Origin of the sequence: Pseudonocardia phyllosphaerae (assembly GCF_046546475.1) — a bacterium.
GTDB lineage: Bacteria > Actinomycetota > Actinomycetes > Mycobacteriales > Pseudonocardiaceae > Pseudonocardia > Pseudonocardia phyllosphaerae.
Map to the genome: position 1 here is coordinate 90,721 of NZ_JBKGXS010000008.1, position 26,357 is coordinate 117,077.

The window sequence follows — 26,357 nt, forward strand, 5'->3', positions numbered from 1 at the left end:
TCGCGACCTCGGAAGGCCCGTCAGCCATGCTCGATCGCCAGGCTCCGGCCGCAGCCGCCTCCGATGCGCGGGAGTCGTCCCGACTGCGGGCGGACACCGCGACCATCGGCTACGACAAGCGGATCATCAGCGAGCGCCTGTCGGTGTCCATCCCGGACGAGTCGTTCACCGTGATCGTGGGACCGAACGCCTGTGGCAAGTCCACCCTGTTACGCGGCCTGTCCCGGCTGCTCAAGCCGTCCGAGGGCGAGGTGATCCTCGACGGTGCCGACGTCCACTCCTACAAGGCCAAGGAGGTCGCACGGCGGATCGGGCTGCTGCCCCAGGCCTCGATCGCCCCCGACGGGATCACGGTCGCCGACCTCGTCGCCCGCGGCCGGTACCCGCACCAGGGACTCCTCCGGCAGTGGACCGACGACGACGAACGGGCCGTGCTGAGCGCGATGGACGCCGCGTCGGTCACCGACCTGTCCGGCCGGCTGGTGGACGAGCTCTCGGGCGGCCAGCGCCAGCGGGTGTGGGTGGCCATGGTGCTCGCGCAGCACACCGACATCCTGCTGCTCGACGAACCGACCACGTTCCTCGACATCACCCACCAGATCGAGCTCCTGGAGCTGTTCACCGACCTGCACCACGCCGGCCACACCCTGGTCGCCGTCCTGCACGACCTCAACCACGCCGCCCGCTACGGCACCCACCTGATCGCCATGAAGGACGGTCAGGTCGTCGCCGAAGGGCCCCCCGGCCGGATCGTCACCGCCGAGCTGGTCGAGGAGGTGTTCGGCCTGCCCTGCCTCGTCGTGCCCGACCCGGTCGCCGGCACGCCACAGGTCGTGCCGCTCGGCCGCGACCGCCGGGCCGGACGCTCGCGGGCGAGCCGGTGAGGCGTACCGATCCCGCCGGTCTCGGGCGCGGACCGCTGACGAGGCGCCTGCCGGTGCTGGGACAGGCACCCGCCGAACCTCCCGATGTCGAGCCGTTCGCGGTCGGGGCCGGGGACACCCCGGGCCGGTTCCTGGGACGGGTGCTCTTCTCCCTGCCGCGGGTCACGGTCCCGGCTCTGCTGCTGGCCGTCGTGTGGCAGGTCGGCGAGTCGGCCGTTCCGCTGGTGATGGGGGTCGCGATCGACCGGAGCCTGTCGACCGGCGACGCCGGACAGCTGGTCGTGTGGCTCGGCGTGCTGGTGTCGGTGTACGTCGCGCTGACTGCGGCGGCCCGGCTCGGCTGGCGGCTGACCGTGTACGCGGAGCAGCTGGTGCAGCACCGGTTGCGGGCGACTCTCTCGGCCCGCGTGCTGCATCCCGGCGACCGTGCCGGTCGGGAGGGGGCCGCCCGGACGCCGGACGGAGCCGTCGTCTCGGTGATGACCAGCGATACCGCCCGTCTGGGCGCGGCGGGACTGGTCGTCCAGCCGGTCGCCCAGGTCGCCGCGATCGGCTTCATCGCGGTCTCGTTGCTGCTGATCCACTGGCTCGTCGGGCTCGTCGTCCTCGTGGGGGCCTCGGTCGTGGTGTGGCTGATGGGAGTGCTCGGCACGCGGTTCTCGCGGGACACCCGCGGGTACCAGGGGCTGCTCGCCTCCACCGTCGCGCGGGCCTCGGACATCGTCGCGGGCTACCGGGTGGTCAAGGGCATCCGCGCCGAGGCCGAGGCGGCCAGGCGGTACCGGCTGGCGAGCCAGGAGGCGCTCGTCGGCGCCCGGCGCAACGCCGGGTTGCTGGGCGGGTTCCTGTTCGGCACCGGTGCACTCACCGGCGTCTTCGTCGCGACGGTGACCGGGCTCGCGGGCTGGTTCGCGGTGGACGGACGGCTCAGCATCGGGCAGCTGATCGCCGTCGTCGGGCTCACCCAGGCGCTGCTGCCCCAGATCCAGGCCCTCGCGCAGGGCGCTGCGCCATCGCTCGCCGCCGCACGCGCCTCCTCGGCCCGCGTGCTCGGCGTGCTCCGCGGCGACGACCCCGGGACAGCCGGGCTCCGGGGCGCCCCGGCCGGCCGCACCAGGATCGACGCGACGCAGGTGCCCGCGCTGGACATCGAGCTGCTCGGCTCGACGGTGCGGGTGGAACCCGGCGAGCTGGTCGGGGTGCGAGCCGACGACCGGACCGCCGCGCGCCTCGCCGAGGCACTGCTCGACCCACATGCCGGGAGCGACAGCGACAACGGGATCGAGGTCCGGCTCGGCGGACGACCGGCGCAGGGGCTGAGCCCGGCCGACTACCGGTCGTGGGTGACCGTCGCCCCGCACCGGACCACCCTGTTCACCGGCACGATCCGCGACAACCTCGGTCCGCCTGCGCGTGCCGACGGCCGCGGACCGGAGCTCGTGGACGCCGCGGTGGAGGCGGCCGCGTGCACGGACTTCGCCGGCGATCTCGACCTCCCGGTCGGTGAGGACGGGAACCGTCTCTCCGGCGGGCAGCGGCAACGCGTCGCGCTGGCGCGGGCCCTGTCCACCGATGCGCCGGTGCTGGTGCTGCACGATCCGACCACGGCGGTCGACCCGGTGACCGAACAGGCCGTCGCCGAGCGACTCGCGGGTATCCGGGCCGGACGGTCGAACCTGGTGATCGCCTCCTCCCCCACCCTGCTCCAGCACTGCGACCGTGTCGTCGACCTCCTCGAACAGGGTCGGGCGGCCGACGGTGACCTGTTCGACGAGCCGGTGGCACCGTGACCATGACGTCCGCGGCGACCAGGACGCCCGCGGCGGCCGACGATGCGTTGCCGGTCGCGACCGGCCGCCGGACCGCCCGGGAGGTGTGGCGGCTCAGCCGTGGGCATCGGCTGCGGATCGCCGTCGTCGTGGCCCTGGGGACGGCCGGAACCGCTGCCGACCTCGTCGTGCCGGTGGCGACCGGATTCCTGGTCGATCGTGTGCAGGCCGGAACCGCGGGCCCGGGCACCGTTCTCACGGTCGGGGCGATCATGGTCGTCTCCGCGGTCCTCGGCTCCGCCGGTACGGCGGCGACGATCGTTCTCGCGACCCGGGCCTACCACGCGATCCTCGCCGAACTACGCGAGAAGCTCGTCACCCGGGCTCTGACGCTGCCGCAGCACCGGGTGGAACGCGCCGGCACCGGCGACCTGATCTCACGGTCCAGCGACGACGTGACGGCCGTGGCCGATGCCGCGCCGGCAGTGATCCCGGTGCTGACGGTGACCGCGTTCAGCATCGTCATGTCGCTGAGCGGCCTCGCGGCGCTGGAATGGCCGTACGCCGTCGCGTTGGTCGTCGTGCTGCCCGTCCATGCGCTGGCTCTGCGCTGGTTCCTGTCCACCGGACCCGCCGTCTATCGCGATCAACGCGCCGCGATGAGCGGGCGAGCCCAGCAGATCGTCGAGTCCCAGCGCGGCTACGCCACCGTGCTGGGTTTCGGGCTCGGCGAGCAGCGCCACCGCACGGTGCTGGCGGCCTCGTGGGGTGTCGCCGTGCAGATGCTGCGGGCCCGCACGGTGCAGAGCATGTTCAGCGCCCGCCTGAACTGTGGCGAGTGCGTGAGTCTCGCCGCCGTGCTCGTCGTGGGCTTCGTCCTCATCGACAACGGACATTCGAGTGTCGGCGGCGCCATCACCGCGATGCTTCTCGTGCTGCGCCTGCTGGGTCCGGTGAACCAGCTGATGTTCGTCATCGACACCCTCCAGTCGGCCACCGCCTCGCTCAACCGCATGGTCGGCGTCGCGACGATGCCGGTCGCCGCCGCGGAGCAGGTGGAGGACGTCCCGGCTGCGGCCGGGGTCGCCGTGCGTCTCCGGGGCGTCGGCTTCCGCTACGGCGACGGGCCGCTCGTGCTGGACGACGTCGCGCTGGACGTGCCGGCCGGCCGTTGCGTCGCCGTCGTCGGAGCGTCCGGGGCGGGCAAGTCCACGCTGGCCGCAGTGATCGCGGGCGTCCACCCCGCCGGCTCCGGAACCGTCACCCGTCCTGCGCGCACCTCGATGATCACCCAGCAGTTCCACGTGTTCGCCGGCACGTTGCGGGACAACCTCACGCTCGCCGCGCCGGAGGCCACCGACGACGACATCCGGGCCGCGCTGCGGGCGACCGGGGCCGCCCGGATCCTCGATCTCGCTCCCGAGGGGCTGGACACCGTGGTGGGCGCCGGCGGACACCCGGTCACCGATGCACAGGCGCAGCAGCTCGCGCTCGCCCGGCTGCTGCTCACCGACGCGGAGCTGGTGATCCTCGACGAAGCCACCGCCGAGGCCGGCTCCGCGCAGGCCGGGCAGCTGGACCTGGCCGCCGACGCGGTCCTCGCCGACCGCGCAGGGCTGGTCATCGCGCACCGGCTCGCGCAGGCCGCGCGGTGCGACCGGATCGTGGTGATGGAACACGGAAGGATCATCGAGGCGGGGACCCACGCCGAGCTCGCGGCCGCCGACGGCGTGTACGGGCGGCTCTGGTCGGCCTGGTGCCACGCGCAGGGCTCCGCCGGGTCGTCACCGGGGGCTCATGGTGATCACGTATGAGAGCCGCCCGAGGTCGTCGAGCAGGCCGAGGCGGACAGCGCCCCTGAAACGAACAGCGCCCCCGGGACTCGGCCGAGTCCCGGGGGCGCTGTCAGAGCTGGAGTGTGGAGCTGAGGGGAATCGAACCCCTGACCTTCTCGATGCGAACGAGACGCGCTACCAACTGCGCTACAGCCCCGCGACCGGCCTCTTGCGAGGCCGACCTGGAGAACACTAACAGACCGCTACTCGCCCACTGCGGGGCGGTGGGCGTGAACCGGTTCGAGCTGGTCCATGCCCTCCTCGACGCTCTCCTCGGACTCGAGGTCGACCATCGAGGTCCCGGCCGGGACCGGGGGCGGCGGGGCCGCGGCGAGGCGCGGGAGCGACGACTCGTGCTCGGTGGAGGCCGGGCCGTCGACGGTGCGGCGGCGGGCCGGGAGGACGCCGAGGGGCTCCCCCGTCCCCCGGACGCGGCCGTCGGCGTCGTCGGCGGTCCAGTCGTCGTCGGCGGCTGTGTCGTGCGGGTCGTGCGGGTCGTGCGCGTCCGCCTTGTCCATCCGGTCGCCGGCGGGCTCGTCGTGCTCGGCGTCGATCTCGTCGTCGGCGAGGTCGTGGTGCGCGTCGTGCTCGGCGAGGTCTGCACGCACGGCGGCGGTGTCGTCGGCGTCGTGGTCGCGGGGCGGGCCGGCCAGCCGCGCGGTGCGTCGGGCCCGGATCGTCTCCTCGATCCGCACCTGGCGGCGCAGGTAGGTGAGGTACCCGGCGAGGCCGAGGCCGACGGCGGCCGCGACCCACCAGAACACCGTCGAGACCAGCAGCGCGGTCAGGACACCGGCGAGCAGCAGGACCAGCAGGGCGAGGACGACGCGCTGGCGGAACGCGTACTTGGCGTGCGCCGTCTCGGCCGCGGCCTGCGGGTCGAAACCGCCGCGGCCGGGGCGGTAGCGGGCCGCCGGGGGCTCGGCCGGGTCGACGGGGACGGCGCCGTGCTCGGCGTCGTGGTCCAGGGCCTCGTGGTCCGGACTCTCGTGGTCCAGGTCCTCGTGGTCCACGTCTTCACGGTCCACGTCGTCGAGGTCTCCGTGGTCGGCGGTCTCGCGGCCGAGACCGTCTCCGTGAAGATCCTCGTCGTGGAGGTCGGTCTCGGGGACGTCGCCGAACTCGTCGTGCGCCACCGGAGCGCGGTCCCCGTCGTCCGCGTCGTCCGCGCTGCCCGAGGCGTCGTCGAGCTCGCGGTGGGGCTCGTGGGCCTCGGCCGGCTCGAACGTGTCGTGGTCCGGCTCGTGCATGTCGTGGCCGGCGCGCTCGTGCTCGACCGGCTCGTGATCAGCCGGTTCGGAGCCCGTCGCGGCGTCCCCGTGGTCACGGGTGAGCGGCACGGCGCCGGACGAGGCGATCCCGGAGGACGCCGAGCCGTCCCGGGCGATGCGCACCGGGCGCGCGTACTCGTGCTCGTACTCGTCGTGCTCGTCGTGGTGGGACGCGTCGAGCTCGGCGTCCAGCTCCGCGTCGAGGTCTGCGTGCTCACGGTGCTCACGCGCGAGCCGGTCCCCGCCCGCGGAGCCACCGGGCTCACGCTCGGCCGGGACGGCGCCGTGCGCGGCCTCCGCCTCGAAGCGGTCGTCGCCGGGGACGTCGTCCCGGGCCTCGACCAGCTCACCCACCGTTGTCGGACCGGATCGATCCATCACACCCACCTCCGGGTATCTGTGCCGCATCGGACGCTCCAGCACGCGCCCGGACAGCAGCGCCGGGCTCAGCCGGGCCACCTCCTGCTGGCGGCGGGCCACCGTCGGCACCAGGAACAGCAGCCACAGCACGACCAGACCGACGAAGAACACAGAGCTGGGCAACGGGCTGCCTCCTCCCCGACCGGCGCAGTCCACCCGGTGAGACGGCCCCGACCCCGCTCACCCGCGACTCACGGTAAACGGCGGGTGGCGGGGTTCCGGGTCGCGACGCGCCGGGGGCCGTGCCCGGTCCTGCGGATGTCCCCCGGACGGACGCAGCGAGTCACGCCCGCTCGGCGCGGCCCTCACGGATCAGCCGCCCGGTGAAGCCACCGGACGGGATCTCCTCGGCGGTCAGCGCGTAGCAGTAGTGGTCGCGCCAGGCGCCGTCGATGTCGAGGTAGCGGCGCAGCAGACCCTCGCGGCGGAAGCCGAGCCGGTCCAGCAGCGCGATGCTCCGCACGTTCTCCGGGCGGACGGTCGCCTCCACCCGGTGCAGCCCGACCGGGCCGAAGCAGTGGTCCAGCACGAGGGCGACGGCGGCGCCGGCCAGGCCGTTGCCGGTGAGGGTGGCGTCCACCCAGTAGCCGACGTAGGCAGACAGCACGGGCTCGCGGACGACGTTGCCGATCGTGACGTGCCCGGCGAAGTTCCCGTCGACGACGAGCGCGAACGGCAGGGTCAGCCCGCGCCGGGCCGCGGCGCGCAACAGGTACCAGCGGCCCGGCCACTCGATGCTGGAGTTCCGGCGCGACCAGACGCCCGGTGTCGTGGGCTCCCAGGGCCGCAGGTACTCCTCGTCGCGGATCCGGATCCGGGCCCAGTCGGGGCCGTCGCGCAGCCGCACCGGGCGCAGCCGCACGGTCCGGCCGCCGACGCGCAGCGTGCCGAGGCGGGCCGGCCAGCCCGGGTGGCTGCCTGCGGAGTCGGGGGGATACGGGGGCGGCACGGCAGGAGGGCGCGGCGCCTCAGCCGCGCCCGCGCGGCACGAGGTCGATCTGCTCACCGACGGTCAGCTCGGTGACGTCCTCGGGCACGACGGCCAGCGCGTTCACCTCGGCCAGCACCGCCAGCAGGTGGGTGCCGGACATGCCGAGCGGCTGGGCGAGGAGCTCGCCGTCGTCGTCGGAACGCAGGAGCCGGGACGGGATGAACGAGCGGCGCCCTGGCGGGGAGACGACCGGCGAGGTCAGCCGCGCCGTCCAGGTGCGGCGCTGCGGCTCCTGGCCGAGCGCGAGCCGGATCAGCGGCCGGACGAACACCTCGAACAGCACCAGCGCGGTCGCCGGGTGCGAGGGGAACAGGAACGCCGGCACCGCCTCGGCGCCGAGCCGGCCGTAGCCCTGCGCAGAGCCGGGCCGCATCGCGATGCGGGTGTCGTCGATGCCGCCGAGGTCGGCCAGACCGCTCTTGGCCTCGGCCGCGACGGCACCGCCACCGGCCCCGCAGATGACGACGATCTCGCTGGCGGGCAGCAGGTCCTCGACCGCGCTGCGGATCTCCGCGGCGCTGCTGCCGACGGTGCGCGACCGGTTGGTCTCCGCGCCGGCCTCGCGGGCGGCGGCGACGACGGCGTGCGAGCACACGTCCGCGACCTGCCCCGACGACGCCGACCGGCTCACCTCGACCAGCTCGTCGCCGACCGAGATCACCGAGACCCGCGGGCGCGGGTGCACCAGCAGCTTGTCGCGTCCGGCGGCGGCGAGCATCGCGACCTGCGCGGACCCGACGATGTCGCCCTCGCGCACGGCCACGTCACCGGACTGCACGTCCTCGCCGACCCGGCGGACGAACCCGGCCGAGGGCACACCCCGGTACACCGCCAGGCGGGCGTTGCCGCCGTCGGTCCAGCCGAGGGGTGCGACGGCGTCGGCCAGCGTGGGCAGCGGCGCCCCGGCCGCGACCCGCACGGCCTGGCCGGGCTGCAGCCGGAGCGGCTGGCGCGAGCCCGCAGCGATCTCCCCGACCACCGGGACGGTGATCGGGTGGGTGTCGCCTGCCCCGGCGACGTCGACGCTGCGCACGGCGTAGCCGTCGATCGCGGCCTGGTCGAAGACCGGCAGCGGGCGCGCGGCGACGACCTCCTCGGCGCTGCGCAGCCCGTGGGCGTCCGCGATGGCGACCCGGACCGGGGCGGGCCGCACGGCCACGTCCAGGATCCGGGCGAGGTGCTCGGAGACCGTGCGCACGTATCAGTCCTTCAGTCGCTCGGTCAGCCAGTCACGCAGGCCGTCGCCGTAGTCGGGGTCCTGCAGCGCGAAGTCCACGAACGCGCGGGCGTAGCCACCGGGGTTGCCCAGGTCGTGCCGCCCGCCGTCGTGCACGACGACGTGCACCGGGTGCCCCTCGGAGATCAGCAGGGCGACCGCGTCGGTCAGCTGCAGCTCGCCACCGGCGCCCGGGGTGATCCGGTCCAGCGCGTCGAAGATCGCGCGGTCGAGCAGGTAGCGCCCGGCCGCGGCGAAGGTCGACGGCGCGTCGTCGGCCGAGGGCTTCTCGACCATGCCGTGGACCTGCTTGACGTCGTCGGCGTCGGTGTCGGTCACGTCGAAGACGCCGTAGGCCGAGATCTGCTCGCGCGGGACGTCGATCGCGCACAGCACGGATCCGCCGAACTGTGCACGCACCTCGGCCATCCGGCTCAGCACGCCGGTCGGGAGGACCAGGTCGTCGGGCAGCAGGACGGCGACGGCGCCCTCGTCGTCGGCCAGCTCCGGGCCGGCCTGGGCGACGGCGTGGCCGAGGCCCTTCGGCTCGTACTGGTAGACGGTGGCGACGTCGAGCAGCTCGGGCGCCCGCTTCACCTTCTCCAGCAGCGCTCCCTTGCCGCGCTCGGCCAGGGTCAGCTCGAGGTCCTCGTCGCGGCGGAAGTACTCGGCGACCGCTTCCTTGCCGGGCGAGGTCACGACGAGTAGCCGGTCGGCGCCGGCCTCGGCCGCCTCGGCGGCGACGAGCTCGATCCCCGGGGTGTCCACGACGGGGAGAAGTTCCTTGGGAACCGCCTTGGTGGTCGGCAGGAATCGTGTCCCGAGGCCGGCGGCGGGAACGACGGCCGTGCGGAAGGCTCCGGCCGCGTCGGACGTCTGGACGCTCATGGTTCGCGAGCCTAGCCATCGCACTAGCCTGAGGCGGTGACGGCTCGCAGGGAGGCACCCGACCTGATGTCCCCGGACGCGTCCGGGGAGGGCGCGGCGACGCAGCGTGACGCCAAGCGTGTCCTGCGCCGGCGCCTGCTCGACGCCCGCGCGGCCCGGTCCGCCGACGACCGGGCCGCGGCGACGGCCGCGCTCTCCGCCCACGTGCGCGACCTCGCGACCGGCCTGACCGGGCCCGTGGCCTGCTACCTACCGGTCGGCGGTGAGCCCGGCGCTCGCGGGTCGGGCACCGGGACCGTCGCCGACGCGCTGCTCGCCGACGGGCACACGGTGCTCGCGCCCGTGGTCCCGGCCGAGCCGGGCGCACTGGACTGGACGACCTACACCGGCCCCGACGGGATGACGACGGGGCCACTCGGTGTGCGCGAACCGGCTGGTCCGCGACTCGGCGTCGAGGCGGTCGGGACGGCCGCGCTGGTACTGGTGCCCGCGCTGGCGGTGGACCGGCGCGGCATGCGGCTGGGCCGCGGCGGCGGCTACTACGACCGCACGCTGCCGCTGATCGGCCCGGACGCCCTGGTCGCGGTGCTGCTGTACGACGACGAGCTGCTCGACGAGGTCCCCGCCGAGCCCCACGACACGCCGGTGCCGCAGGTCGTCCTGCCCGGGCGCGGCGTGGTGCAGGTCTCCCCCTGACCCTGCGGACGGCTACGCGACGCAATCGTGAGCGGGTATGCTGGCACTCGAAGCTGACGAGTGCCAGCCGTTCCCCGGGGAGATGCCGTGCCCACCTACCAGTACGCCTGCACCGAGTGCGACCACCACTTCGATGCGGTGCAGTCGTTCTCGGACGACGCGCTGACCACCTGCCCGGAGTGCGGCGGCAAGCTGCGCAAGGTCTTCTCCTCGGTCGGGATCGTGTTCAAGGGCAGCGGCTTCTACCGCAACGACTCCCGGTCCGGGCCGGTCGCCGGGTCCTCGGAGTCGAAGTCCGACTCGGGCTCGTCCTCGGACTCGTCGTCCTCGTCGGACACGTCCTCGGAGAAGTCGTCGTCCGGGTCGTCGGAGAAGTCGGGGTCGTCGGAGAAGAAGTCCGAGTCGTCGGGCTCGGCGAAGTCCGGCTCCTCGTCGGGCTCGAAAGCCGCCGCGAACTCCTGACCGGCCCGCAGGCCGTCCGTCCACACCTCCGGAAGTTGTCCACAGTCCGCTGATCCGCGGGCCCGGGGCGCTCCGGCCCCGCCATGCTCGTCGTGACGACAGGTCACTAACGGGAGGCGGTTGCGGTGCGCGCACGGACGAGCTCGGACGCGGACTCAGCCGCGGCACCACGGGGATCCCGTGGGTTCGCCGCCGTACCCCTTCCCCGCGCTCTGCGCGGGCCCGGCTGGGCGCGCGGGCTGCTGCTGCGCCGGGTCGCGGCGGCCCTGCTGGTCCTCGCGGCGGCGGTCGTCGCGCTGCTGCCCGATCCCGCCGACGACCGTGTCCCCGTCCTGGTCGCGGCGCGTGACCTGTCCCCCGGCGGCCCGATCGCCGCCGCCGACCTCACCGTGGCGCAGTGGCCGCCGTCGCTCGTCCCGGCTGGGGCGCTGCGCCGGCCGCCCGACGCGCTGGGCCGCGTCCCGGCCGGGCCGATGCGGCCGGGCGAACCCGTCACCGACCTGCGGCTGATCGGCCCGGAGCTGGCGGTGCGCACGGCCGGGCCCGGTGCGTCGGCGGTACCGCTGCGGCCTGCCGACCCCGGGGTCGCGGCGCTGCTGTCCCCGGGGTCGGCCGTCGACGTCGTGACCGGCGACCGTGCCGGGCCGCGGGTGCTGGCCACACGGGCCCGGGTGCTGGCCGTCGTCGCGGCGGCCGGGGGTGCCGCGGCCCGGGCCGACGGCTCGGGCCCGCTGGTGCTCGTCGCGCTGCCGGAGGCGGAGGCGACCGCCGTCGCGGCCGCGACCCTGGCCGGCGAGGTGACGGTGACCCTGCGGTGAAGCGGGTGCGGACCGGGCGAGGGCCTGCTCAGCCGCCGTGGTGCGGCGGCCGGTTCTCCCGGTACCAGCTCTCGGCCGAGGACCGCTCGCGTTCGTCGGCCGAGCCGCCGTCGGAACGTTCGTCGGAGGTGGTGGCCGGGTCGTCGCCGAAGATCTCGGCGATACGACGGCGGCGCTCGGCGTCCTCGCGGGGGCCGGGGGTCTCGGCGGAGTCGCTCACCGCTCCATGGTGCCCGGTGGGCGCCGGTGCAGATCACCCGGCGGTAACGGCTGTGGCCCGTCCGTGGTGCGTGACCACACAGGACGTGCTCGCGGTGCCACCATGGGGAACGGCCGCACGCAGATGCTGCGGGCGACACGACGAGGGAGGACCGCCTGATGGGGTTCGTGGACAAGGCCCGCGAGGCCGCGGAGAACGCTCTGAAGAAGGCCGGCCCGACGATCGAGAAGGCCATGGAGAAGGCCGGTCCCCACCTGGAGACCGCCAAGGAGAAGGCCGGGCCGCTGGTGGAGAAGGCCGCCGCGCAGGCCGACAAGGCCACCGGTGGCAAGTACAGCGACCAGATCGACGGTGTGAAGTCCAAGGTCGAGGGCGCCCTGAAGAAGGACGGCCCGGCCGCGCCCGGCTCGGGCACCCACTCGGCGACCGGCACGCAGGCCGGGGACCCGCGCTCCGGCTCGGACGTCCCGCCGGTGCCGCCGGCCCCGCCCGGTGGCGACGCGCTCAAGCCGAAGGGCAACCCGTCGACCGGGTCGCAGGGCAAGCACGCGAGCCCGGGCGACACCGCGTCCTGACCCGGCACCCGTTACCGCACGACACCGGCCGCCGTTCCTCCCGGGGAACGGCGGCCGGTGTTGCTCGTGGGGCTGTCAGCCGTCGAGGCCGGAGAGCTCCGAGATGACGTGCGGGACCAGCGGCGTCAGCGTCGCCATGCCGTCACGCACGGCCGCGCGCGACGCGGCCAGGTTGACCACCAGGGTGCTGCCCGAGACGCCGACGACGCCGCGGGACACCCCCGCGTCGACCGCGCCTGCGGCCAGCCCGGACGCCCGGATCGCCTCGGCGATGCCGGGCACCGGGCGGTCGAGCACACCGGTCGTCGCGTCCGGGGTGACGTCGCGCGGTGAGACCCCGGTCCCGCCGACGGTCACCACGAGGTCCACACCACCGATGACGGCGGTGTTCAGCGCGCTGCGGATGGCGACGACGTCACCCGGCGCGGAGACCACGCCGTCGACGACGAGCTGGGCCTCCTCGAGCAGCTCGGTCACCAGCGGACCGGTGGAGTCGTTGCGCTCACCGGTGCTGACGCGATCGTCGACGATCACCACGAGGGCCCGGCCGATCTGCGCTCCCGCCATCTCCATGCCGTCACCCTAGCGCCGGGCCCGCGGGACTCCCCGGGGGAGGCCGTGCCGGCGCGGGGAGGGGGACCCACGCCGGCACGGCGCTCCTGACGGGCCCGATGAGGCATCAGCGGGCCGGTCGGCGTCAGCTCATCACGACCTTGTTCACCCGTCAACGAGTTGCCCGCAACCGGCGGTGCGGCGCACCGGTTTCGCCCGGTTGCGCGTCAGTCCTCGCCGAGCGTGACGTCGGCGGTCCGGTCGCGCAGCTGGAGCCGGACGGTCGACCCCGGTGGCTGCGAGCGCACCGCGGCCTGCAGGTCCTGGCCGGTGGCGATCTGCTGCTCCCCCAGCTTCGTCACCAGGTCCTGTGGCTTGAGCCCGGCGCGTTCGGCCGCCCCGCCCGGGGTCACCGTGCGCACCACGGCGCCGCCCTGCTGCGGGTCGTCGGTCACCTCGACGCCGAGCACGGCGTGGGTCGCCTTCTGCCCGGCCCGCAGCTGGTCGGCGATCCGGCGGGCCTGGTTGATCGGGATCGAGAAGCCGACGCCGATCGAGCCACCGCCGGGCCCGGCCGTGGCGATCGCGGAGTTGATCCCGACGACGCGGCCCTGCATGTCCACCAGCGGTCCGCCGGAGTTGCCGGGGTTGATCGCGGCGTCGGTCTGCAGCGCGTTGAGCACCGTCGACGGGTTCCCGGCCTCGCCGCCGACGCTGACCGCGCGGTCCAGCGCGGAGATGATCCCGGTGGTCACCGATCCACCGAGCCCCAGCGGTGCGCCGATCGCGGTGACCTGCTGGCCGGGGCGCATGGCGTCGGAGTTGCCGAGCTCGACGGGGGTCAGCCCGGTGAGGTCGACGCGGGCGAGCGCGATGTCGGACTGCGGGTCCCGGCCGATGACCTTGCCGACGGCGCTGCGGCCGTCGGTCAGCACCACGCGCAGCGTCCCGCCGGTCGCGGCCGGGGCGACGACGTGGTTGTTGGTGAGGACCAGCCCGTCGGAGCTGATCACCATGCCGGAGCCCTCGCCCTGCTCACCGCCGCGGAGCGAGCCGCCCTCCACGCGCAGCTGCACGACGCTGGGCAGCACCCGGGTCGCGACGGCCTCGACCGGCGTCGTCGGCTCGCCCTGTCCGGCGGCCGGGATCGGCTCGGCCAGCGAGCCGCCGGAGGTGGAGTAGGACGACCGCGCGACGGCGGCGCCGACGACACCGCCGATCGCGCCGGCAACCAGGGCGAGCGCGAGCGCCCCGGCGAGCAGCGGGCCGAGCCTGCGACCTCCGGAGCGCGGGGCGTCGGCCGCAGCCGGTGTCGTGGGCGGGCCGGCCCACGGCGGGGGCGCACCGGCCGCGCCGTGCGCGGCGGTGGGCGCCATGGCTCCGGGATCGGCGTCGTGCGGGGCGCCGCCGGAACCGTGCGGGTCCGGGGAGCCCGGCTGCGCGCCGGGGGCCTGCTGCGGATCCCCAGGGGTCTGCTGCGGGTAGGGCGGCAGCTCCGCCGACGTGGACCCCGGGCGCGCCCAGGGGTTGACCTGCCCCGTCTCCGGGCCCGGCGTTCCCGCCGCGGGGTCCGAACCGGTGCCGGTCCCCTCGTCGGGCGGGTTGTCCTGGGCCATGCATCCACCGTCCGTCGTCGCGCGAGCACGAGGCGCCGTCGCGGCGGCCCGCGTCCACAGGCTATGGGCTGCCCGTGGCGTCCACGTGACGGCCCGGCAGCGCCAGCGACAGCAGGGCCCCGCCCTCGGGCGCCCGGCCCGCGCGGACCTCGCCGCCGTGCCGCGCCGCGGCCTGCGCGACGATCGACAGCCCGAGCCCGGAGCCGGGCATCGTCCGCGAGGTGTCGGCCCGGTAGAAGCGGTCGAACACGTGCGGCAGGTCCTCGGCCGCGATCCCCGCACCGGAGTCGGCGACCTCGACGACCACCCACTCCGGCGAGATCGGGATCATCGACAGCCGCACGGTGCCGCCCGGCGGGCTCCACTTCACCGCGTTGTCCAGGAGGTTCAGCACCGCGCGTTCCAGCGCGCTGGCGTCGCCGTCGAGGATCCAGCGGGTGAGGTGGACGTCGAACGTGACGTCCCCGGCCCGGCGCTTCACCCGGGCCAGCGCGCGCTCGACGACCTCCCCCAGCTCCAGGGCCTCGGTGGTCATGGTCGGGGCGTCGTCGCGGGCCAGCTCGACGAGGTCACCGACCAGGTGGGTCAGCTCCTCGACCTGCGCACGGACGTCGGCGAGCAGCTCGGTGCGGTCCTCCGGCGGCAGGTCCGGGGCGTCCGGCCGGTCGGCGGCGGCGAGCAGCTCCAGGTTGGTGCGCAACGAGGTCAGCGGGGTGCGCAGCTCGTGTCCCGCGTCGGCGACCAGGCGGCGCTGCTGTTCCCTCGACGCGGCCAGCCCGCCGAGCATCGCGTTGAAGCTGACGGTCAGCCGGGCCAGCTCGTCGGACCCGGACACCGGGATCGGGCGCAGGTCACCGGTGGTCGCGACCCGCTCGGTGGCGGCGTTGAGCCGCTGCACCGGCCGCAGCCCGGTCCGGGCGACGGCGACCCCGGCGAGCGCCGCGAGGATCACCCCGCCCAGTCCGACCAGCGGCAACGCGGTGCCCATCCGGGTCACGACGCGTCGCACGGTGTCGAGCTGCTGAGCGATCACCAGCGCGCGCCCGGGCCCGGCCTGCACCGCGACGACGCGGTAGGGCACGCCGTTGAGCACCTCGGTGCGGCCCGTCTGGGAGCCCTTCCCGCGGGCGACGGCGATCTCCGGGTCGCCGTAGGGCGGCATCGACGAGTCGTCGGAGGAGACCGCGAGCCCGGTCTGGTACAGCAGCGCGATCCGCAGGTCGGCGGCGCCGAGCACGGCCGGGGAGATCGTCGCGAGCAGCTCGGGGTTGCCCAGGTCGGTCTGCGCGGCGGCCTCGGCGCGCTGCAGCAGCGTCTCGTCGAGCGAGCTGGTCAGGTTCTGCTGCACGACCAGGAACGCCGCCGCCGACACCAGGCAGACCATGGCGGCGGCGACGAGCGCGGCGAGCACCCCGATCCGGGCGCGCAGGGTGAACCGCTCCCGGTCGGGGGGCAGCTCGGCGCGGCGCCACTGCGCGGTCGTCGCACCGACCCGGTGGGCCTTGCGGAGCAGGCTCACGGCGGCGACTCCCGCAGCACGTACCCGACGCCGCGCACGGTGTGGATCAGTCGCGGCTCGCCGTCGGCCTCGGTCTTGCGGCGCAGGTAGCCGACGTAGACCTCGAGCGCGTTGCCGCTGGTCGGGAAGTCGTAGCCCCAGACCTGCTCGAGGATCTGGCCGCGGGTCAGCACCCGGCGCGGGTGCGCGAGCAGCAGCTCCAGCAGCGAGAACTCGGTGCGGGTCAGGCTGATCGGGCGGCCGCCGCGGGCGACCTCGCGGGTGTCGGGATCCAGCGACAGGTCGGCGAAGGTCAGTGCCGCGCTGCCGATCGCGTCGCGCTCCTCGGGCTCGACGGTCCGGCGGCGCAGCAGCGCACGCAGCCGGGCCAGCAGCTCCTCCAGCGCGAACGGCTTCGGCAGGTAGTCGTCGGCGCCCGCGTCGAGACCGGCGACCCGGTCGGAGACGGCGTCGCGCGCGGTCAGCACCAGGATCGGCAGGTCGTCACCGGCACTGCGCAGCCGCCGGCACACCTCCAGGCCGTCGAGCCGGGGCATCATCACGTCGAGGACGAGCGCGTCCGGCCGGTCGGTGAGCATCGCGTCCAGCGCCGCCTGGCCGTCCTCGGCGAGATCGACCTGGTAACCGTTGAAGGCCAGCGAGCGGCGCAGCGAGTCACGGACCGCCTTGTCGTCGTCGACGACCAGAATGCGCATGCCGACAGTCTGTACCGCCGTCCTGAGAACGATCTGAGTGCGGGTCCCGCACCGGGGCACGGCCCTGCTCAGGACGCCTCGTGGACCGCGGCCGGATCGTCGCCGCCGTGCCCGCGCCTGGTTCACTGGCGGCGTGAGCGACGCAGGTGAGCCGGGGTTCTCCAACCGGACCGGCCGCCCGCCGGGCCGCGTGATCACCGCGGTGTCCCGGTTCGTCCCGGCCATCCGGCGGGTGCAGCATCAGATCGAGCCGTACGCGCAGCACTGGGAGCAGCGCAACCGCGCCGAGCTCGCACGGACCGGGCCGTTGTGCGTGGCGCTGGGCGACTCGATGGCCCAGGGCGTCGGCGCGGCGCGCCCCGAGGGCGGCTGGGCCGGGCAGCTGATGGCGTCGCGTCCGCAGTGGCGGCTGGTGAACCTGTCGCAGTACGGCGCCCGGGTCGACGACGTCGTCGACACCCAGCTCCCGGCCGCGCTGCGACTGGAGCCGGACCTGCTGGTGTGCCTGATCGGGTCCAACGACCTGATGCAGCCCAAGCACCAGGGCGGCGTCGCCGAGCGGTACGCGGCGCTGCTCGACCGCCTGCCGCCGGGGACCGTCGTCGGCAACCAGCCCGGCACGTTCGCGGCGGCGTTGCAGGTCAACGGCCTGATCGACGAGGCGGTCCGCCGGCGCGGCCTGGTCCTGGCCGAGCTGCGCGACCCCCGCACCCGGCACTGGCGGCACAAGCTCGCCTCGGACCACTTCCACCCCAACGACGCCGGCTACGCCGCGATCGCCGCGGTGTTCGCCGAGGCGCTGGACCGCGCCGGGAGGTGAACATCCGGTGTTGTGAGCCACAGAGCCATGGCGTTACCGGCGGTACGGCATAGCGTCCGGCCCACGCGAGGGCGCGGCGGCGGGAGCCGCGCCGAGAGGTGGTGGCGGACATGGGCGACGTGCTGTTCACCGGGTTCCCCGGTTTCCTCGGATCGGCGCTGCTGCCCCGGACACTGCGGCGCGACCCGGACCTGCGGGCGACCGCGCTGGTGCAGGCCAAGTTCCTGGACCAGGCGCGGGAGGCGCTGCGCCGCATCGAGACCGAGACGCCGGAGATCGCCGGGCGGACCGAGATCGTCGTCGGTGACATCACCGAGCCGGGCCTGGGACTGGACGACGCCGACCGCACCCGGCTGCTCGACGGCCCGCTGGAGATCTTCCACCTGGCTGCGGTCTACGACCTGTCGGTGCCGGCCGGGATCGCCTGGCGGGTGAACGTCGAGGGCACCCGCAACGTGCTGCGGTTCGCCCGCGACGCCCGTGACCTCGTCCGGCTGCAGTACGTGTCGACCTGCTACGTCTCGGGCCGCTACGACGGGATCTTCGGCGAGTCCGACCTGGAGCTCGGCCAGCCGTTCGCCAACCACTACGACCACACCAAGCACGAGGCCGAGCGGCTCGTCGCGAAGGCCCGTGATGCGGGGATGCCGGTGACGATCTACCGGCCCGCGGTCGTCGTCGGGGACTCGGTGACCGGCGCGACGCAGAAGTACGACGGGCCGTACTACATGCTCCAGCTCATCGCCCGGCAGGGCGACACCGCGTTCGTGCCGCTCCCCCGCCGTGCCGCGCGGACCTCGCTCAACGTCGTGCCGTCGGACTTCGTGGTCGACGCGATCGCCGCCCTGGCCGGCCACGAGAACGCGGTCGGGCGCACCGTCGCGCTCGCCCAGCCGGACCCGCCGACGATCCCCGAGCTCTGCGAGGCGTTCGCCCAGCGGCTCGGCAAGACCGTGCGCATCGTGCCGACCAGCCCGAAGCTGGCCGCGTTCGCGATCGACCACCTGCCCGGCGTGGGGCGGCTGTTCAAGCTGCCCTCGAGCACGCTGGACTACATGACGCACCCGACGGACTACGACACCGAGGCGACGACGGCACTGCTCGCCGAGGTCGGGGTGACGTGCCCGGCGTTCGCCGACCACGTCGACGCGATGGTCAAGTTCTATCTCGACCACCCGGACGTCGGCAGCGCAGCGATGGTCTGAATTCGTGTACCGCCGATCGTGTGAATTCGAATCGCGACGCATGCATGTGATCGGCGTTGCGTTGTCGTGATACAGATCACTACGGGTGAACGGGTTCCCATTCGGAGCGTCTACTCCTGTGTCCGGCTCACACGGGGCCGGGGATTTCGAGCAATGGGGGAACCATGAAGTCCACGATGATGCGTCTGGGTCTGGGTGTCGCGACCGCGGCCACCGCGATGGTGTCGGTCGCCGGCATCGCGGCCGCGGACCCGGCGCCGCAGCCGGGACCGATGGCCGGTCCCGCCTGTGAGGTCGGGAAGCTCTGCGTCTTCGACGGCCCGCAGTTCACCGGACACCGGCTCGACATGTTCGAGTGCAAGAACTACGACGTCAACGCCGCCGGCCTGGCGGGCGTCCGCTCGTTCGTGAACAACCAGAGCGGCGAGGCCGTCGCGACCTTCGCGAACGACCAGAACGTCCCGCAGTACAGCTCCAAGGCCGTCGACGCCCGCTCGGACGTCAACGCCCCGGTCCGGTTCGTCAAGCCCTGCTGACAGGACTGACGAACCACTGAGGACGACGGCGGCGCCGACCACGGGGGGTGGCGCCGCCGTCGTTCTCCCGTTTCCGGGTCAATTCGAGGTCGCCGGTCGGCGAAATGCGGGTGAATCCCATGAGTGGAATTCACTCGTCGCCGGGACTCGAATTCGAATCCGTGGCGGGCAACCGTTCGTCTCGCCGCTGACGCGGTGCCCGTAGGCTCGGGGCCGATGTCGAACAGCGCGCAGCACGACGCCGAGATCGGTGACACCACGACCGCCCTGACCGAGCGGCTCACGGCCCTGCCGGACGCCGCGGACGGCGACGGCCGGCTCACCGAGCTGGCCACCGAGGTCGCGGCGCTGCCCGACCGGCTCGGCGACGACGCCGATGCCGGGGTCTGCGAGGGCGTCCTCGACCTGCTCAGCCGGACAGCCATGCGGCTCAGCCGCGCCGGCGACGCGCAGGAGTCGATCGACCTGGTCGGACGGGCCCTGACGCTGTCCGAGCGCGTCCTGGGCCCGGACCACGTCGCCACGCTGACCGCGCGCAACAACGTCGCCGGTGCGCACGAGGCCGCCGGAGACCCCGAGGCCGCGGTCCCGCTCTACGAGGCCGCCCTGGCCGACTACGAGCGTGTGCTCGGCGCCGACCACGCCGACACCCAGATCCTGCGCGGCAACCTCGCAGGCGCCTACCAGCAGACCGGGCGCCCGGACGACGCGATCCCGCTGCTCGAGGCCGTCGTCGCCGAGCGCGAGAAGGTGCACCCCGAGGACCACCTCGACGTCCTGACCTCGCGCAACAACCTCGCCTACGCCTACCGCTCGGCCGGCCGCGCCGAGGACGCGATCCCGCTCTACGAGGCGGTGCTCGCCGGGTGCGAGCGGGTGCTGGGCAACGACCACCCGAACACGCTGAGCTCGCGCAACAACCTGGCGGCCGCCTACGAGGCCGCCGACCGGCTCGACGACGCCATCCCGCTGCACGAGGGCACCGTCGCCGGCGCCGAGCGCGTGTTCGGCGCCGACCACCCGGACACCCTCGCCTTCCGCTACGCCCTGGCTTCGGCCTACGCCGCGGCCGGCCGGTTCGACGACGCCGTCACCGCCTACGAGGCCACCGTCGCCGGGTGCGAGCGGATCCTGGAGCCGGGCCACCCGAACACCCTGATCGCGCGCAACGACCTCGCCCGCGCGCTCGGTGCCGCGGGCCGCACAGACGAGGCGTTCCCGGTCGCCGAGGCCGTCGTCGCCGACAGCGAGAAGGAGCTCGGCCCGGAGCACCCGGTCACCGGGGCCGCCCGGGAGACGCTCGGCGCGCTCGCGCAGCAGACCCGGGAGTGACCCGGGCCGGGCCGATGCCGTTCACCGACATGCGAGCCGGTCGGATGTCAGTGAACGGCACGATGACTGACATCGACAGCAAGCAGGTCGGTCGTGTGTGACATCGCTTCGATGTCACACAAAGGCAGAATTGCTGACATCTAGCTGTTGTGAGTCATCTGCCGCTATGCTCATGCCGTGGACCTGCAGGCTTTCACCGAGGACTCGCCCGGTGCACTCGTCGCGATCAGCGGGACGGACGCCCACCACGGGCAGTGGAGGCACGCCGCATTCGTGCCCGACCCGCTGAGCTCCGAGTCCCCTGCCCTGACCGGCGCGACATACCGGATCGTGGCCAATGCCCGCGCCGCACTCGCCGCCCTGGACAGCACGTCCCGTCAACTGCCGAACCCGCGTCTGTTCCGACGCCCCTCCCTGCAGGCGGAAGCCCAGAGCACATCGGCGCTGGAGGGGACATACGCCCCGCTGGCGGAAGTCCTGACCGCGGACACCGAACGACCGCCGAACGTCGACCTCCGAGAGATCTTCAACTATGTGGAGGCGGCCGACGCGGCGTTCGACCGGACGACGGCCGGGCACCCGCTCACGGTTGGCTTCCTGGGCGAGCTGCAGGCCGTCCTCGTGACGGGAACCAGCAACGAACACCCGTCATCAGGCAGAGTTCGTGGTCACCGGGTCGTCGTCGGACAGCGGGCCGATGCGGAGCCTGCTGAGCTACCCGTTCGGGCAGCACGCTTCATTCCCCCGCCCCCGGGCATCGACCTGCACGCGAACCTGCAGGAGCTGCTCGACTGGATGAGCAGAGGGGTGGCGAACGAGAAGATCGACCCGGTCGTCGCCGCGGCAATGGCGCACTACCAGTTCGAGTCACTGCATCCGTTCCACGACGGCAACGGTCGCATCGGACGCCTGCTCATCGTCGTGCATCTCCTCCAGCAACGCGTCCTGTTCGAGCCGACCCTGACTGTCTCGCCGTGGTTCGAGGCACGTAGGACCGAGTACTACGACTCCCTGCTGCGGGTCAGCACCGAAGCCGACTGGGACTCCTACGTCGGCTTCTTCGCCCGGGGCCTCGAGGAGTCGGCGAAGCGGACGCGTGCCCGCATGCTGGCCCTCGTCGACGTGCAGACCGACATGAAGGAGGCGGTGCGGCGTTCGCCCCTCCGCGCCGACACCGCGCACGCGCTGGTGGACTTCGCCGTCGCGAACATCTCCTTCACCGTCCGCGCCGTCGAGGGCGGGCTGGGGGTGACGTACGGCCGGGCCAATACGCTCGTCAACCAGCTCGTTCAGCTCGGCCTCCTCGCCCCGCTCGACGACGCCCGCGGGCCGGCCCGGCGGTTCTACGCACCGCAGGTCTACGACGTCCTGCTGGCCGAGGAAACGTGACCCGGAGGCCGCATCAAACAAACCGCCGTCGCGGACAGGACCTGACCGCGTACCCCGGGACAGTCGGTGGCGCACCGCCCCGACTCCCGGAGGACGCACCATGTACGCACCGGCCCGCCACGACGAGATCACCGGCCTCGTCGCCTACATCGACGAGCAGCTCACCGCCCTGCGCTCCGCCGCGCTCGGCCTCACCGAGCAGCAGGCCCGCGAGACCCCGTGCCGCAGCGCGCTCTCCATCGGCGGCCTGATCAAGCACGCCACCTACTGCATGCGCGGCGCCCTGGTCCGGCTGCACACCGAGGTGACCGAGCAGCCCCTCGACGCCGCCGCGGTCGCCGCCTTCACCGACAGCTTCGCCGTGCGCGACGACGAGTCCACCGCCGAGACGATCAAGCACTTCGACGACGCCTGGGCCGACCTGCGCACCGCCGTCACCGCGACCGACCCCGCGGCCGAGACCGTCGCGCCGCCCGCGCCATGGCACGGCATCACCGACGCCCGCCCGATCCTCGCCCGCTACTACCTCGTGCACCTGGTCGAGGAGTTCGCCCGGCACGCCGGCCACGCCGACATCATCCGCGAGCAGATCGACGGCGTCGCGGTGCCGACGCTGGTCCTGACCCTCGCCGGGGCGCCCGCGAACCCGTTCTTCCAGCCCTACGAGCCGGTGCCGGGCACGCTGCTGACGTGACGCGAGCCGGGCGGAGGTCCCGGGTAGGCTGGCCCCGCGCCCTCGTAGCTCAGGGGATAGAGCACCGCTCTCCTAACGCGAGTCAGGCACGTCGACGGCCTGCGCGCTCACTCCGGCACCGACGCTGACCAGGCCGCCCGCTGCTATGCCGTGTCAGCGGGTGCCGGGCCGTCCCGGTCCGGATGTGCCCCAGATGTGCCCCAGCGCGGTCCGCACCTCGCTTGCTGAGTGCCATCCCGTCGACCTGCTGTAAGCCGACCGCGCGTGCGGCCGTGGGCGGCCCTCGACGTAACCACTGGCCGATCCCGTCAAGCTCCGCCCACGGTTGTCCGTGTGGTAGACCGGAGGGAGGTCGGCGGGATGGCACGCCCACCATCCCGGAGATCTGCCCGCCCGGCGAGGGCGCATACTTCTCAAGGTGTCGCGAATCGACTGGGGTAGACGCACCGGCGACGAGGTTGAGACGGTTGTCGGCATCTTGCTATGCCGACGCTTCCTCAGAGTGGAACGAGTCAAGCCAAGCCAGGGCGATAGCGGATTGGATGTCATCCTTCGCGAGCCCGACGGCTGGACTATCTGGCAAGTGAAGAAGTACAGCGCCCAACCAAGCAGTGACCAAAAAGACAAGATCAAGAAATCTTACGAGCGAGCTTTGGCTTATACATCCAGGGAGAATGTCACACTAAAGGCGTGGAATCTGGTCATGCCAGTCGACCCAACCCCACCCTCACTCAAGTGGTTTCGTGAACTAACCGACCAAGGCGTGTTTTCATGCTCCTGGCTGGGACAGGATTTTCTTGACAGTCTAGCCTCAGAGTTTCCTGATGTAGTTGACTACTATTTTCGGGACGGAAAAGAACGTCTGTCCGTAGCCATTGCGGAGTTCACTGCCATGAGTCGAATCCGAACCGGAATTGATAAATCAGTCGAGCCGGCCGAAGCAATCGAGCACCTCCGCTCGGCTCACAGTCTGATAAATAAGCTCGATCCGCATTTCAACTACGACTTCTCCGTTGACAGCGATATACCGACAATCGACGCCGATCAAAGTGGACTCGCATTTGCATCGGTGATTGGCACGGGCGACTGCTACGTCACCGTGAGAGTCATCGAGAAGTACACCGGATCGCTAGACGATAGACCCATTAACGGACAGGGTGCACTACATACTCCGGACGAGGAGTCACGCAAGGCAGTCCGCGACTTCTTCGAGTTCGGAGCCCCACTGCAGCTAGACAGCGCCACCCTCTCCGTCGACCTCCCCGGGGGACTTGACGGGAGCGAGCGCACCGGACCGATCAGCATCTACCCTCGCCAATCCTCGGAACAGGATAAGGTCATTCTCCGCTTCAGGATTGAGACTGACACCGAAGAGCTAGAGACGGTGCAGGTTCAGGTGGACCCGTACACGACCGGACTAGACGGGCGAAACTGGAGGACGATCGCGACCGAGTGGCCAGCCGAGACTTTCAGCGTCGAACAGCGATTCACTGAAGAAACGCGAATAATGAAGCTCGACTTCGCTATTGGCGAACTTACGGGGAAGAATCCTGATGAGGTCTTGCCCGGACTTCGCTTTATTCGCAGCCTCACTCCAGGGCGCGTAATTCGAGCAGGTCGCAAGTTTGGTCCGATGACTGACATTCGATACCCGGTGGGTACGGATCTGTCACACCTCGTCCCAGGCCCCCTTCTAGACCTAATCGAATCGATCTCGACTATTCAGAGCGTTACGAGCGAGCAGCTTACAGTTCCAGATCTAGACCAACTGACCACTCGCGAAGCTGTCGATATTGACATCGCCGCACGCCTAATCCGAGGCGAAGAGGTGGCCGTGAGCACACCCGAGATTAAGGTTGAATCCAACGGTTCACCCATGTCGGATGGCAACTTTGCGGTCTACTTTGTTAACGAGCACCGAGTTTTAGTGGGGCGGACAGAAGTTTCGATCGGGAACGTTGGATTTCACGCCGACGCGGTTTCAGCGACCGTCGATCGAACCGCTGACGGGACCCCAGTCAGATCAATCTTGCGCCCATTCGGAGAGTCCGAAGTAATCCGAGGAAGACTGCAGCGTCACACCGACTAAGAGGATTCCTGCCTGGGGACCGGCCGGAGGCCGCACGCCCCGGGCAGGAGTCCTCTCGGCGCCGCAGGCGCCGCTTGATACCGAGAAGAGACTCTAGACACGGCGGGAGCCTGGTCGGCCGGACGACGGTTAGAGGTGGTCCGCGGCCCAGGTCACGACTGCTTTGTCGTCGTGGCGCTTCGCGCGGGGAAGGGCGCGGCCGTCGGGGTCCATGTGGGTCTCCCACCGGTGGAGGTCGTGGAGCAGCGCACCGAGTGCGTCGCTGTCCCGTGCGGCGACGTCGGCCCACGGGAGTTCGAGGTGGTCTATCGGGCGCTGTGCGCCGTCAGTCGCGAGGACTGCCCATCGCAGCTCGGTCAACGCGTCGCGTCGTGCGACTGAGTGCCGGGCGGCCGCCGGGTCGGCCTCGGCGATCCAGTACCCCATCTCGGAGTTGCGGGCCGCGATCTCGGCTGACTGAATCTCGGAGAGGATCTGGCGGTGCGTGCCGTCATAGCCGTGACCGCTTTCGAGTCGTCTGCGGTAGGTGTCGCGTTGAGTGGGAGCGACGGCGGCTAATCGGTCGTCGCGGAGCCGGGTCTCGGAGCCGTCCGCGAGCCCGAGGACGATGGTGCTGTCGCCGAGAGCCAGCGAGTCGACGTGAGTGCCAGTCCAGCGCAGTACGGCGACCGTCGACGACGGCGCCCCTCCGGGGTGGAGTTGCAGCTCGGTCGCCACCGCGTCGATGGCCTCGGCGACGACCGCAGTGAGGTCACGAGTCGCGTCGAGACGCTGGCTGATGGCGGCGAGTAGGTGATCTACGTACTTCTCGGCGGGTGGCACGTCGGGCGCAACTGCCGTTGCCCCGTCGAGGACGACGATGCCGTGCGGGGTGACGGTCCAGCGGTCCTGCCCCGGGGGGCTTCCGCCCGGCAGCGATGCGCCGTGCGTGGTCATGGCGACCAACGACGGGGCGGAACGAGCACGTCCAGCTTGGTCGGCGTCAGCCCCTCGAACTCGCCCCCGACGACCATGCTGAACGCACAGTCGCCGAACTCGGACCAGAGCGAGGCGACATGGTCGGTGAGGAAGTGTGCGGCGCCCACCGACCCGAGGGCGTGAACCCCGGCGATGTGCACGACCACGGACCCGTCCGGCATCACCTGCCGCGCGAGGTAGGCGACGTCAGCGCGGCGCGGCTGCTCGTCGTCCATCGGGGAGAGGAACCGCTCCCCCGTCTCCTGGTCGACGATGCCCCATCGGGCGCCGTCACCGAGCGACATCGTCAGCAGTGGATCGCGCTGCATCAGCATGTTGCCGACGTGTGCGGACGAGGGCCCGCATACGACTACGGCGTCGCGGACGGGTTCCCACTCCTGCTGCGGGTCGATGATCTGGCGCTCGACAGTGAACGCGAGCTGCTCTGCCTCGTCGGTGAGGTGGGTGCCGGTGGCGTCGTCCTCGGTGGCGATGACGACGTCGTCCCGGTCGAGCAGACGGCGCCCGGGTAGCGCGACGTCGAGCGGGCCGACACCGAAGAACGCGCGGTAGGCCGGCGGGGCGCTGCTACGGATCTGTGTGATCCGTCCCTTGGTCAGCCCGAACGCCCGGGCGACCTCGGTGTAGCTACCGCCCAGCTGGTCGCGCGCCTCTTCGATGGCGTCGCGGCGGACGCGCGCGAGTTCCACCGATCGCTGCTGGTACGTCGCCAGCAGGTCGGTCGCACGCCGCCCTCGCCGGACCGGATCCGGCTCGGCACGCAGCGCGTGGAACTCGTCATCAACATCAACCACGACCGCCAGTTTAGGCCCCTTGACAAGGCGAGCGACCGGCGACATGCTGGTTTAGCCCCCTGAACGGCGTTACTCCGGCGCCTTGACTGTTTA

25 protein-coding genes and 1 tRNA gene are annotated in these 26,357 nt (G+C 72.4%); 14 read left to right on the top strand and 12 right to left on the bottom strand.

Translation table 11 applies throughout. From position 1 onward, the window contains the following. Nucleotides 1-26: 26 nt before the first annotated feature. The 3 genes from ACLE50_RS17015 to ACLE50_RS17025 are packed head-to-tail and all read left to right on the top strand — an operon-like array spanning nt 27 to nt 4,467. Nucleotides 27-884 carry an ABC transporter ATP-binding protein gene (locus ACLE50_RS17015; protein WP_410944548.1) on the top strand — a complete coding sequence of 286 codons (858 nt, stop codon included), beginning with the start codon at nt 27-29 and terminating at the stop codon, nt 882-884. A 53-nt stretch (nt 885-937) separates the two neighbouring features. Next, nucleotides 938-2,674 carry an ABC transporter transmembrane domain-containing protein gene (locus tag ACLE50_RS17020; RefSeq protein ID WP_410944549.1) on the top strand — a complete coding sequence of 579 codons (1,737 nt, stop codon included), beginning with the start codon at nt 938-940 and terminating at the stop codon, nt 2,672-2,674. Nucleotides 2,675-2,676: 2 nt separating this feature from the next. Continuing rightward, nucleotides 2,677-4,467: an ABC transporter ATP-binding protein gene (locus ACLE50_RS17025; protein WP_410944728.1), complete on the top strand. Its 1,791-nt coding sequence runs from the start codon at nt 2,677-2,679 to the stop codon at nt 4,465-4,467. Between the two features lie 105 nt (nt 4,468-4,572). On the opposite strand, the gene ACLE50_RS17030 is transcribed toward ACLE50_RS17025, so the two are convergent. The 5 genes from ACLE50_RS17030 to ACLE50_RS17050 all read right to left on the bottom strand — a co-directional run bounded on the left by ACLE50_RS17030 (nt 4,573) and on the right by ACLE50_RS17050 (nt 9,274). Continuing rightward, nucleotides 4,573-4,645 (bottom strand) — tRNA-Ala (locus ACLE50_RS17030). 46 nt (nt 4,646-4,691) lie between these two features. Continuing rightward, the gene (gene sepX / locus ACLE50_RS17035) at nt 4,692-6,302 is read right to left on the bottom strand and encodes a divisome protein SepX/GlpR (RefSeq protein WP_410944550.1); all 1,611 of its coding nucleotides are present in this window, start codon (nt 6,300-6,302) and stop codon (nt 4,692-4,694) included. A 160-nt stretch (nt 6,303-6,462) separates the two neighbouring features. Further along, a complete protein-coding gene (locus ACLE50_RS17040) occupies nt 6,463-7,128 on the bottom strand; it encodes a GNAT family N-acetyltransferase (protein WP_410944551.1) in 666 nt (221 codons plus the stop codon). A 19-nt stretch (nt 7,129-7,147) separates the two neighbouring features. Further along, nucleotides 7,148-8,368 carry a molybdotransferase-like divisome protein Glp gene (gene glp, locus ACLE50_RS17045; protein ID WP_410944552.1) on the bottom strand — a complete coding sequence of 407 codons (1,221 nt, stop codon included), beginning with the start codon at nt 8,366-8,368 and terminating at the stop codon, nt 7,148-7,150. 3 nt (nt 8,369-8,371) lie between these two features. Continuing rightward, the gene (locus ACLE50_RS17050) at nt 8,372-9,274 is read right to left on the bottom strand and encodes a UTP--glucose-1-phosphate uridylyltransferase (protein ID WP_410944553.1); all 903 of its coding nucleotides are present in this window, start codon (nt 9,272-9,274) and stop codon (nt 8,372-8,374) included. A gap of 36 nt (nt 9,275-9,310) precedes the next feature. Between ACLE50_RS17050 and ACLE50_RS17055 the strand changes: the two genes are divergently transcribed. From ACLE50_RS17055 to cpaB, 3 genes are all read left to right on the top strand, one after another. Beyond that, entirely contained in the window at nt 9,311-9,970 is a 660-nt protein-coding gene (locus ACLE50_RS17055; RefSeq protein ID WP_410944554.1) for a 5-formyltetrahydrofolate cyclo-ligase, read from the top strand. Between the two features lie 87 nt (nt 9,971-10,057). Then, entirely contained in the window at nt 10,058-10,432 is a 375-nt protein-coding gene (locus ACLE50_RS17060; protein WP_410944555.1) for an FmdB family zinc ribbon protein, read from the top strand. Between the two features lie 125 nt (nt 10,433-10,557). Next, the gene (gene cpaB / locus ACLE50_RS17065; protein WP_410944556.1) at nt 10,558-11,250 is read left to right on the top strand and encodes a Flp pilus assembly protein CpaB; all 693 of its coding nucleotides are present in this window, start codon (nt 10,558-10,560) and stop codon (nt 11,248-11,250) included. A gap of 28 nt (nt 11,251-11,278) precedes the next feature. Here cpaB and ACLE50_RS17070 read toward each other — a convergent pair whose 3' ends face one another. Beyond that, nucleotides 11,279-11,470: a hypothetical protein gene (locus ACLE50_RS17070; RefSeq protein ID WP_410944557.1), complete on the bottom strand. Its 192-nt coding sequence runs from the start codon at nt 11,468-11,470 to the stop codon at nt 11,279-11,281. A 158-nt stretch (nt 11,471-11,628) separates the two neighbouring features. On the opposite strand from ACLE50_RS17070, the gene ACLE50_RS17075 reads away from it, so the two are divergent. Next, nucleotides 11,629-12,045 carry an antitoxin gene (locus ACLE50_RS17075; RefSeq protein WP_410944558.1) on the top strand — a complete coding sequence of 139 codons (417 nt, stop codon included), beginning with the start codon at nt 11,629-11,631 and terminating at the stop codon, nt 12,043-12,045. Between the two features lie 75 nt (nt 12,046-12,120). Here ACLE50_RS17075 and ACLE50_RS17080 read toward each other — a convergent pair whose 3' ends face one another. From ACLE50_RS17080 to ACLE50_RS17095, 4 genes are all read right to left on the bottom strand, one after another. Continuing rightward, the gene (locus ACLE50_RS17080) at nt 12,121-12,612 is read right to left on the bottom strand and encodes a MogA/MoaB family molybdenum cofactor biosynthesis protein (protein ID WP_410944729.1); all 492 of its coding nucleotides are present in this window, start codon (nt 12,610-12,612) and stop codon (nt 12,121-12,123) included. Nucleotides 12,613-12,824: 212 nt separating this feature from the next. Then, a complete protein-coding gene (locus tag ACLE50_RS17085) occupies nt 12,825-14,213 on the bottom strand; it encodes a S1C family serine protease (protein WP_410944559.1) in 1,389 nt (462 codons plus the stop codon). Nucleotides 14,214-14,274: 61 nt separating this feature from the next. Then, nucleotides 14,275-15,732, bottom strand: a complete 1,458-nt coding sequence (locus ACLE50_RS17090; RefSeq protein WP_410944560.1) for a sensor histidine kinase — start codon at nt 15,730-15,732, stop codon at nt 14,275-14,277. Next, entirely contained in the window at nt 15,729-16,427 is a 699-nt protein-coding gene (locus tag ACLE50_RS17095; RefSeq protein WP_410944561.1) for a response regulator transcription factor, read from the bottom strand. Before ACLE50_RS17095 ends, ACLE50_RS17090 begins: the two co-directional genes overlap by 4 nt. 133 nt (nt 16,428-16,560) lie before the next feature. Between ACLE50_RS17095 and ACLE50_RS17100 the strand changes: the two genes are divergently transcribed. The 7 genes from ACLE50_RS17100 to ACLE50_RS17130 all read left to right on the top strand — a co-directional run bounded on the left by ACLE50_RS17100 (nt 16,561) and on the right by ACLE50_RS17130 (nt 24,492). Then, complete coding sequence (locus ACLE50_RS17100) at nt 16,561-17,247, top strand: SGNH/GDSL hydrolase family protein (RefSeq protein ID WP_410944562.1); 687 nt, start codon at nt 16,561-16,563, stop codon at nt 17,245-17,247. Between the two features lie 110 nt (nt 17,248-17,357). After that, the gene (locus ACLE50_RS17105; protein WP_410944563.1) at nt 17,358-18,452 is read left to right on the top strand and encodes an SDR family oxidoreductase; all 1,095 of its coding nucleotides are present in this window, start codon (nt 17,358-17,360) and stop codon (nt 18,450-18,452) included. Between the two features lie 164 nt (nt 18,453-18,616). Continuing rightward, the gene (locus ACLE50_RS17110; RefSeq protein ID WP_410944564.1) at nt 18,617-18,988 is read left to right on the top strand and encodes a hypothetical protein; all 372 of its coding nucleotides are present in this window, start codon (nt 18,617-18,619) and stop codon (nt 18,986-18,988) included. Nucleotides 18,989-19,204: 216 nt separating this feature from the next. Further along, complete coding sequence (locus ACLE50_RS17115) at nt 19,205-20,320, top strand: tetratricopeptide repeat protein (protein WP_410944565.1); 1,116 nt, start codon at nt 19,205-19,207, stop codon at nt 20,318-20,320. Nucleotides 20,321-20,497: 177 nt separating this feature from the next. Beyond that, nucleotides 20,498-21,709, top strand: coding sequence for a Fic family protein (locus ACLE50_RS17120; protein WP_410944566.1), 1,212 nt, complete (start codon nt 20,498-20,500; stop codon nt 21,707-21,709). A 100-nt stretch (nt 21,710-21,809) separates the two neighbouring features. Then, a complete protein-coding gene (locus ACLE50_RS17125; protein WP_410944567.1) occupies nt 21,810-22,403 on the top strand; it encodes a mycothiol transferase in 594 nt (197 codons plus the stop codon). Between the two features lie 583 nt (nt 22,404-22,986). Continuing rightward, nucleotides 22,987-24,492, top strand: a complete 1,506-nt coding sequence (locus ACLE50_RS17130; protein WP_410944568.1) for a hypothetical protein — start codon at nt 22,987-22,989, stop codon at nt 24,490-24,492. Nucleotides 24,493-24,621: 129 nt separating this feature from the next. Here the strand turns inward: ACLE50_RS17130 and ACLE50_RS17135 are convergent, their stop codons facing one another. Together ACLE50_RS17135 and ACLE50_RS17140 are read right to left on the bottom strand one after the other, a co-directional pair. Continuing rightward, the gene (locus ACLE50_RS17135) at nt 24,622-25,428 is read right to left on the bottom strand and encodes a hypothetical protein (RefSeq protein ID WP_410944569.1); all 807 of its coding nucleotides are present in this window, start codon (nt 25,426-25,428) and stop codon (nt 24,622-24,624) included. Further along, nucleotides 25,425-26,309, bottom strand: coding sequence for a hypothetical protein (locus ACLE50_RS17140; protein ID WP_410944570.1), 885 nt, complete (start codon nt 26,307-26,309; stop codon nt 25,425-25,427). Before ACLE50_RS17140 ends, ACLE50_RS17135 begins: the two co-directional genes overlap by 4 nt. Nucleotides 26,310-26,357: the final 48 nt, after the last annotated feature.

Bases quoted from the DNA above. Each gene is read 5' to 3' on its own strand.
- ACLE50_RS17015 (WP_410944548.1), top strand. From the start codon at position 27: ATGCTCGATCGCCAGGCTCCGGCCGCAGCCGCCTCCGATGCGCGGGAG.
- ACLE50_RS17025 (WP_410944728.1), top strand. From the start codon at position 2,677: ATGACGTCCGCGGCGACCAGGACGCCCGCGGCGGCCGACGATGCGTTG.
- ACLE50_RS17050 (WP_410944553.1), bottom strand. From the start codon at position 9,274: ATGAGCGTCCAGACGTCCGACGCGGCCGGAGCCTTCCGCACGGCCGTC.
- ACLE50_RS17075 (WP_410944558.1), top strand. From the start codon at position 11,629: ATGGGGTTCGTGGACAAGGCCCGCGAGGCCGCGGAGAACGCTCTGAAG.
- ACLE50_RS17080 (WP_410944729.1), bottom strand. From the start codon at position 12,612: ATGGCGGGAGCGCAGATCGGCCGGGCCCTCGTGGTGATCGTCGACGAT.
- ACLE50_RS17085 (WP_410944559.1), bottom strand. From the start codon at position 14,213: ATGGCCCAGGACAACCCGCCCGACGAGGGGACCGGCACCGGTTCGGAC.
- ACLE50_RS17095 (WP_410944561.1), bottom strand. From the start codon at position 16,427: ATGCGCATTCTGGTCGTCGACGACGACAAGGCGGTCCGTGACTCGCTG.
- ACLE50_RS17105 (WP_410944563.1), top strand. From the start codon at position 17,358: ATGGGCGACGTGCTGTTCACCGGGTTCCCCGGTTTCCTCGGATCGGCG.
- ACLE50_RS17110 (WP_410944564.1), top strand. From the start codon at position 18,617: ATGAAGTCCACGATGATGCGTCTGGGTCTGGGTGTCGCGACCGCGGCC.
- ACLE50_RS17115 (WP_410944565.1), top strand. From the start codon at position 19,205: ATGTCGAACAGCGCGCAGCACGACGCCGAGATCGGTGACACCACGACC.
- ACLE50_RS17125 (WP_410944567.1), top strand. From the start codon at position 21,810: ATGTACGCACCGGCCCGCCACGACGAGATCACCGGCCTCGTCGCCTAC.
- ACLE50_RS17135 (WP_410944569.1), bottom strand. From the start codon at position 25,428: ATGACCACGCACGGCGCATCGCTGCCGGGCGGAAGCCCCCCGGGGCAG.
- ACLE50_RS17140 (WP_410944570.1), bottom strand. From the start codon at position 26,309: ATGTCGCCGGTCGCTCGCCTTGTCAAGGGGCCTAAACTGGCGGTCGTG.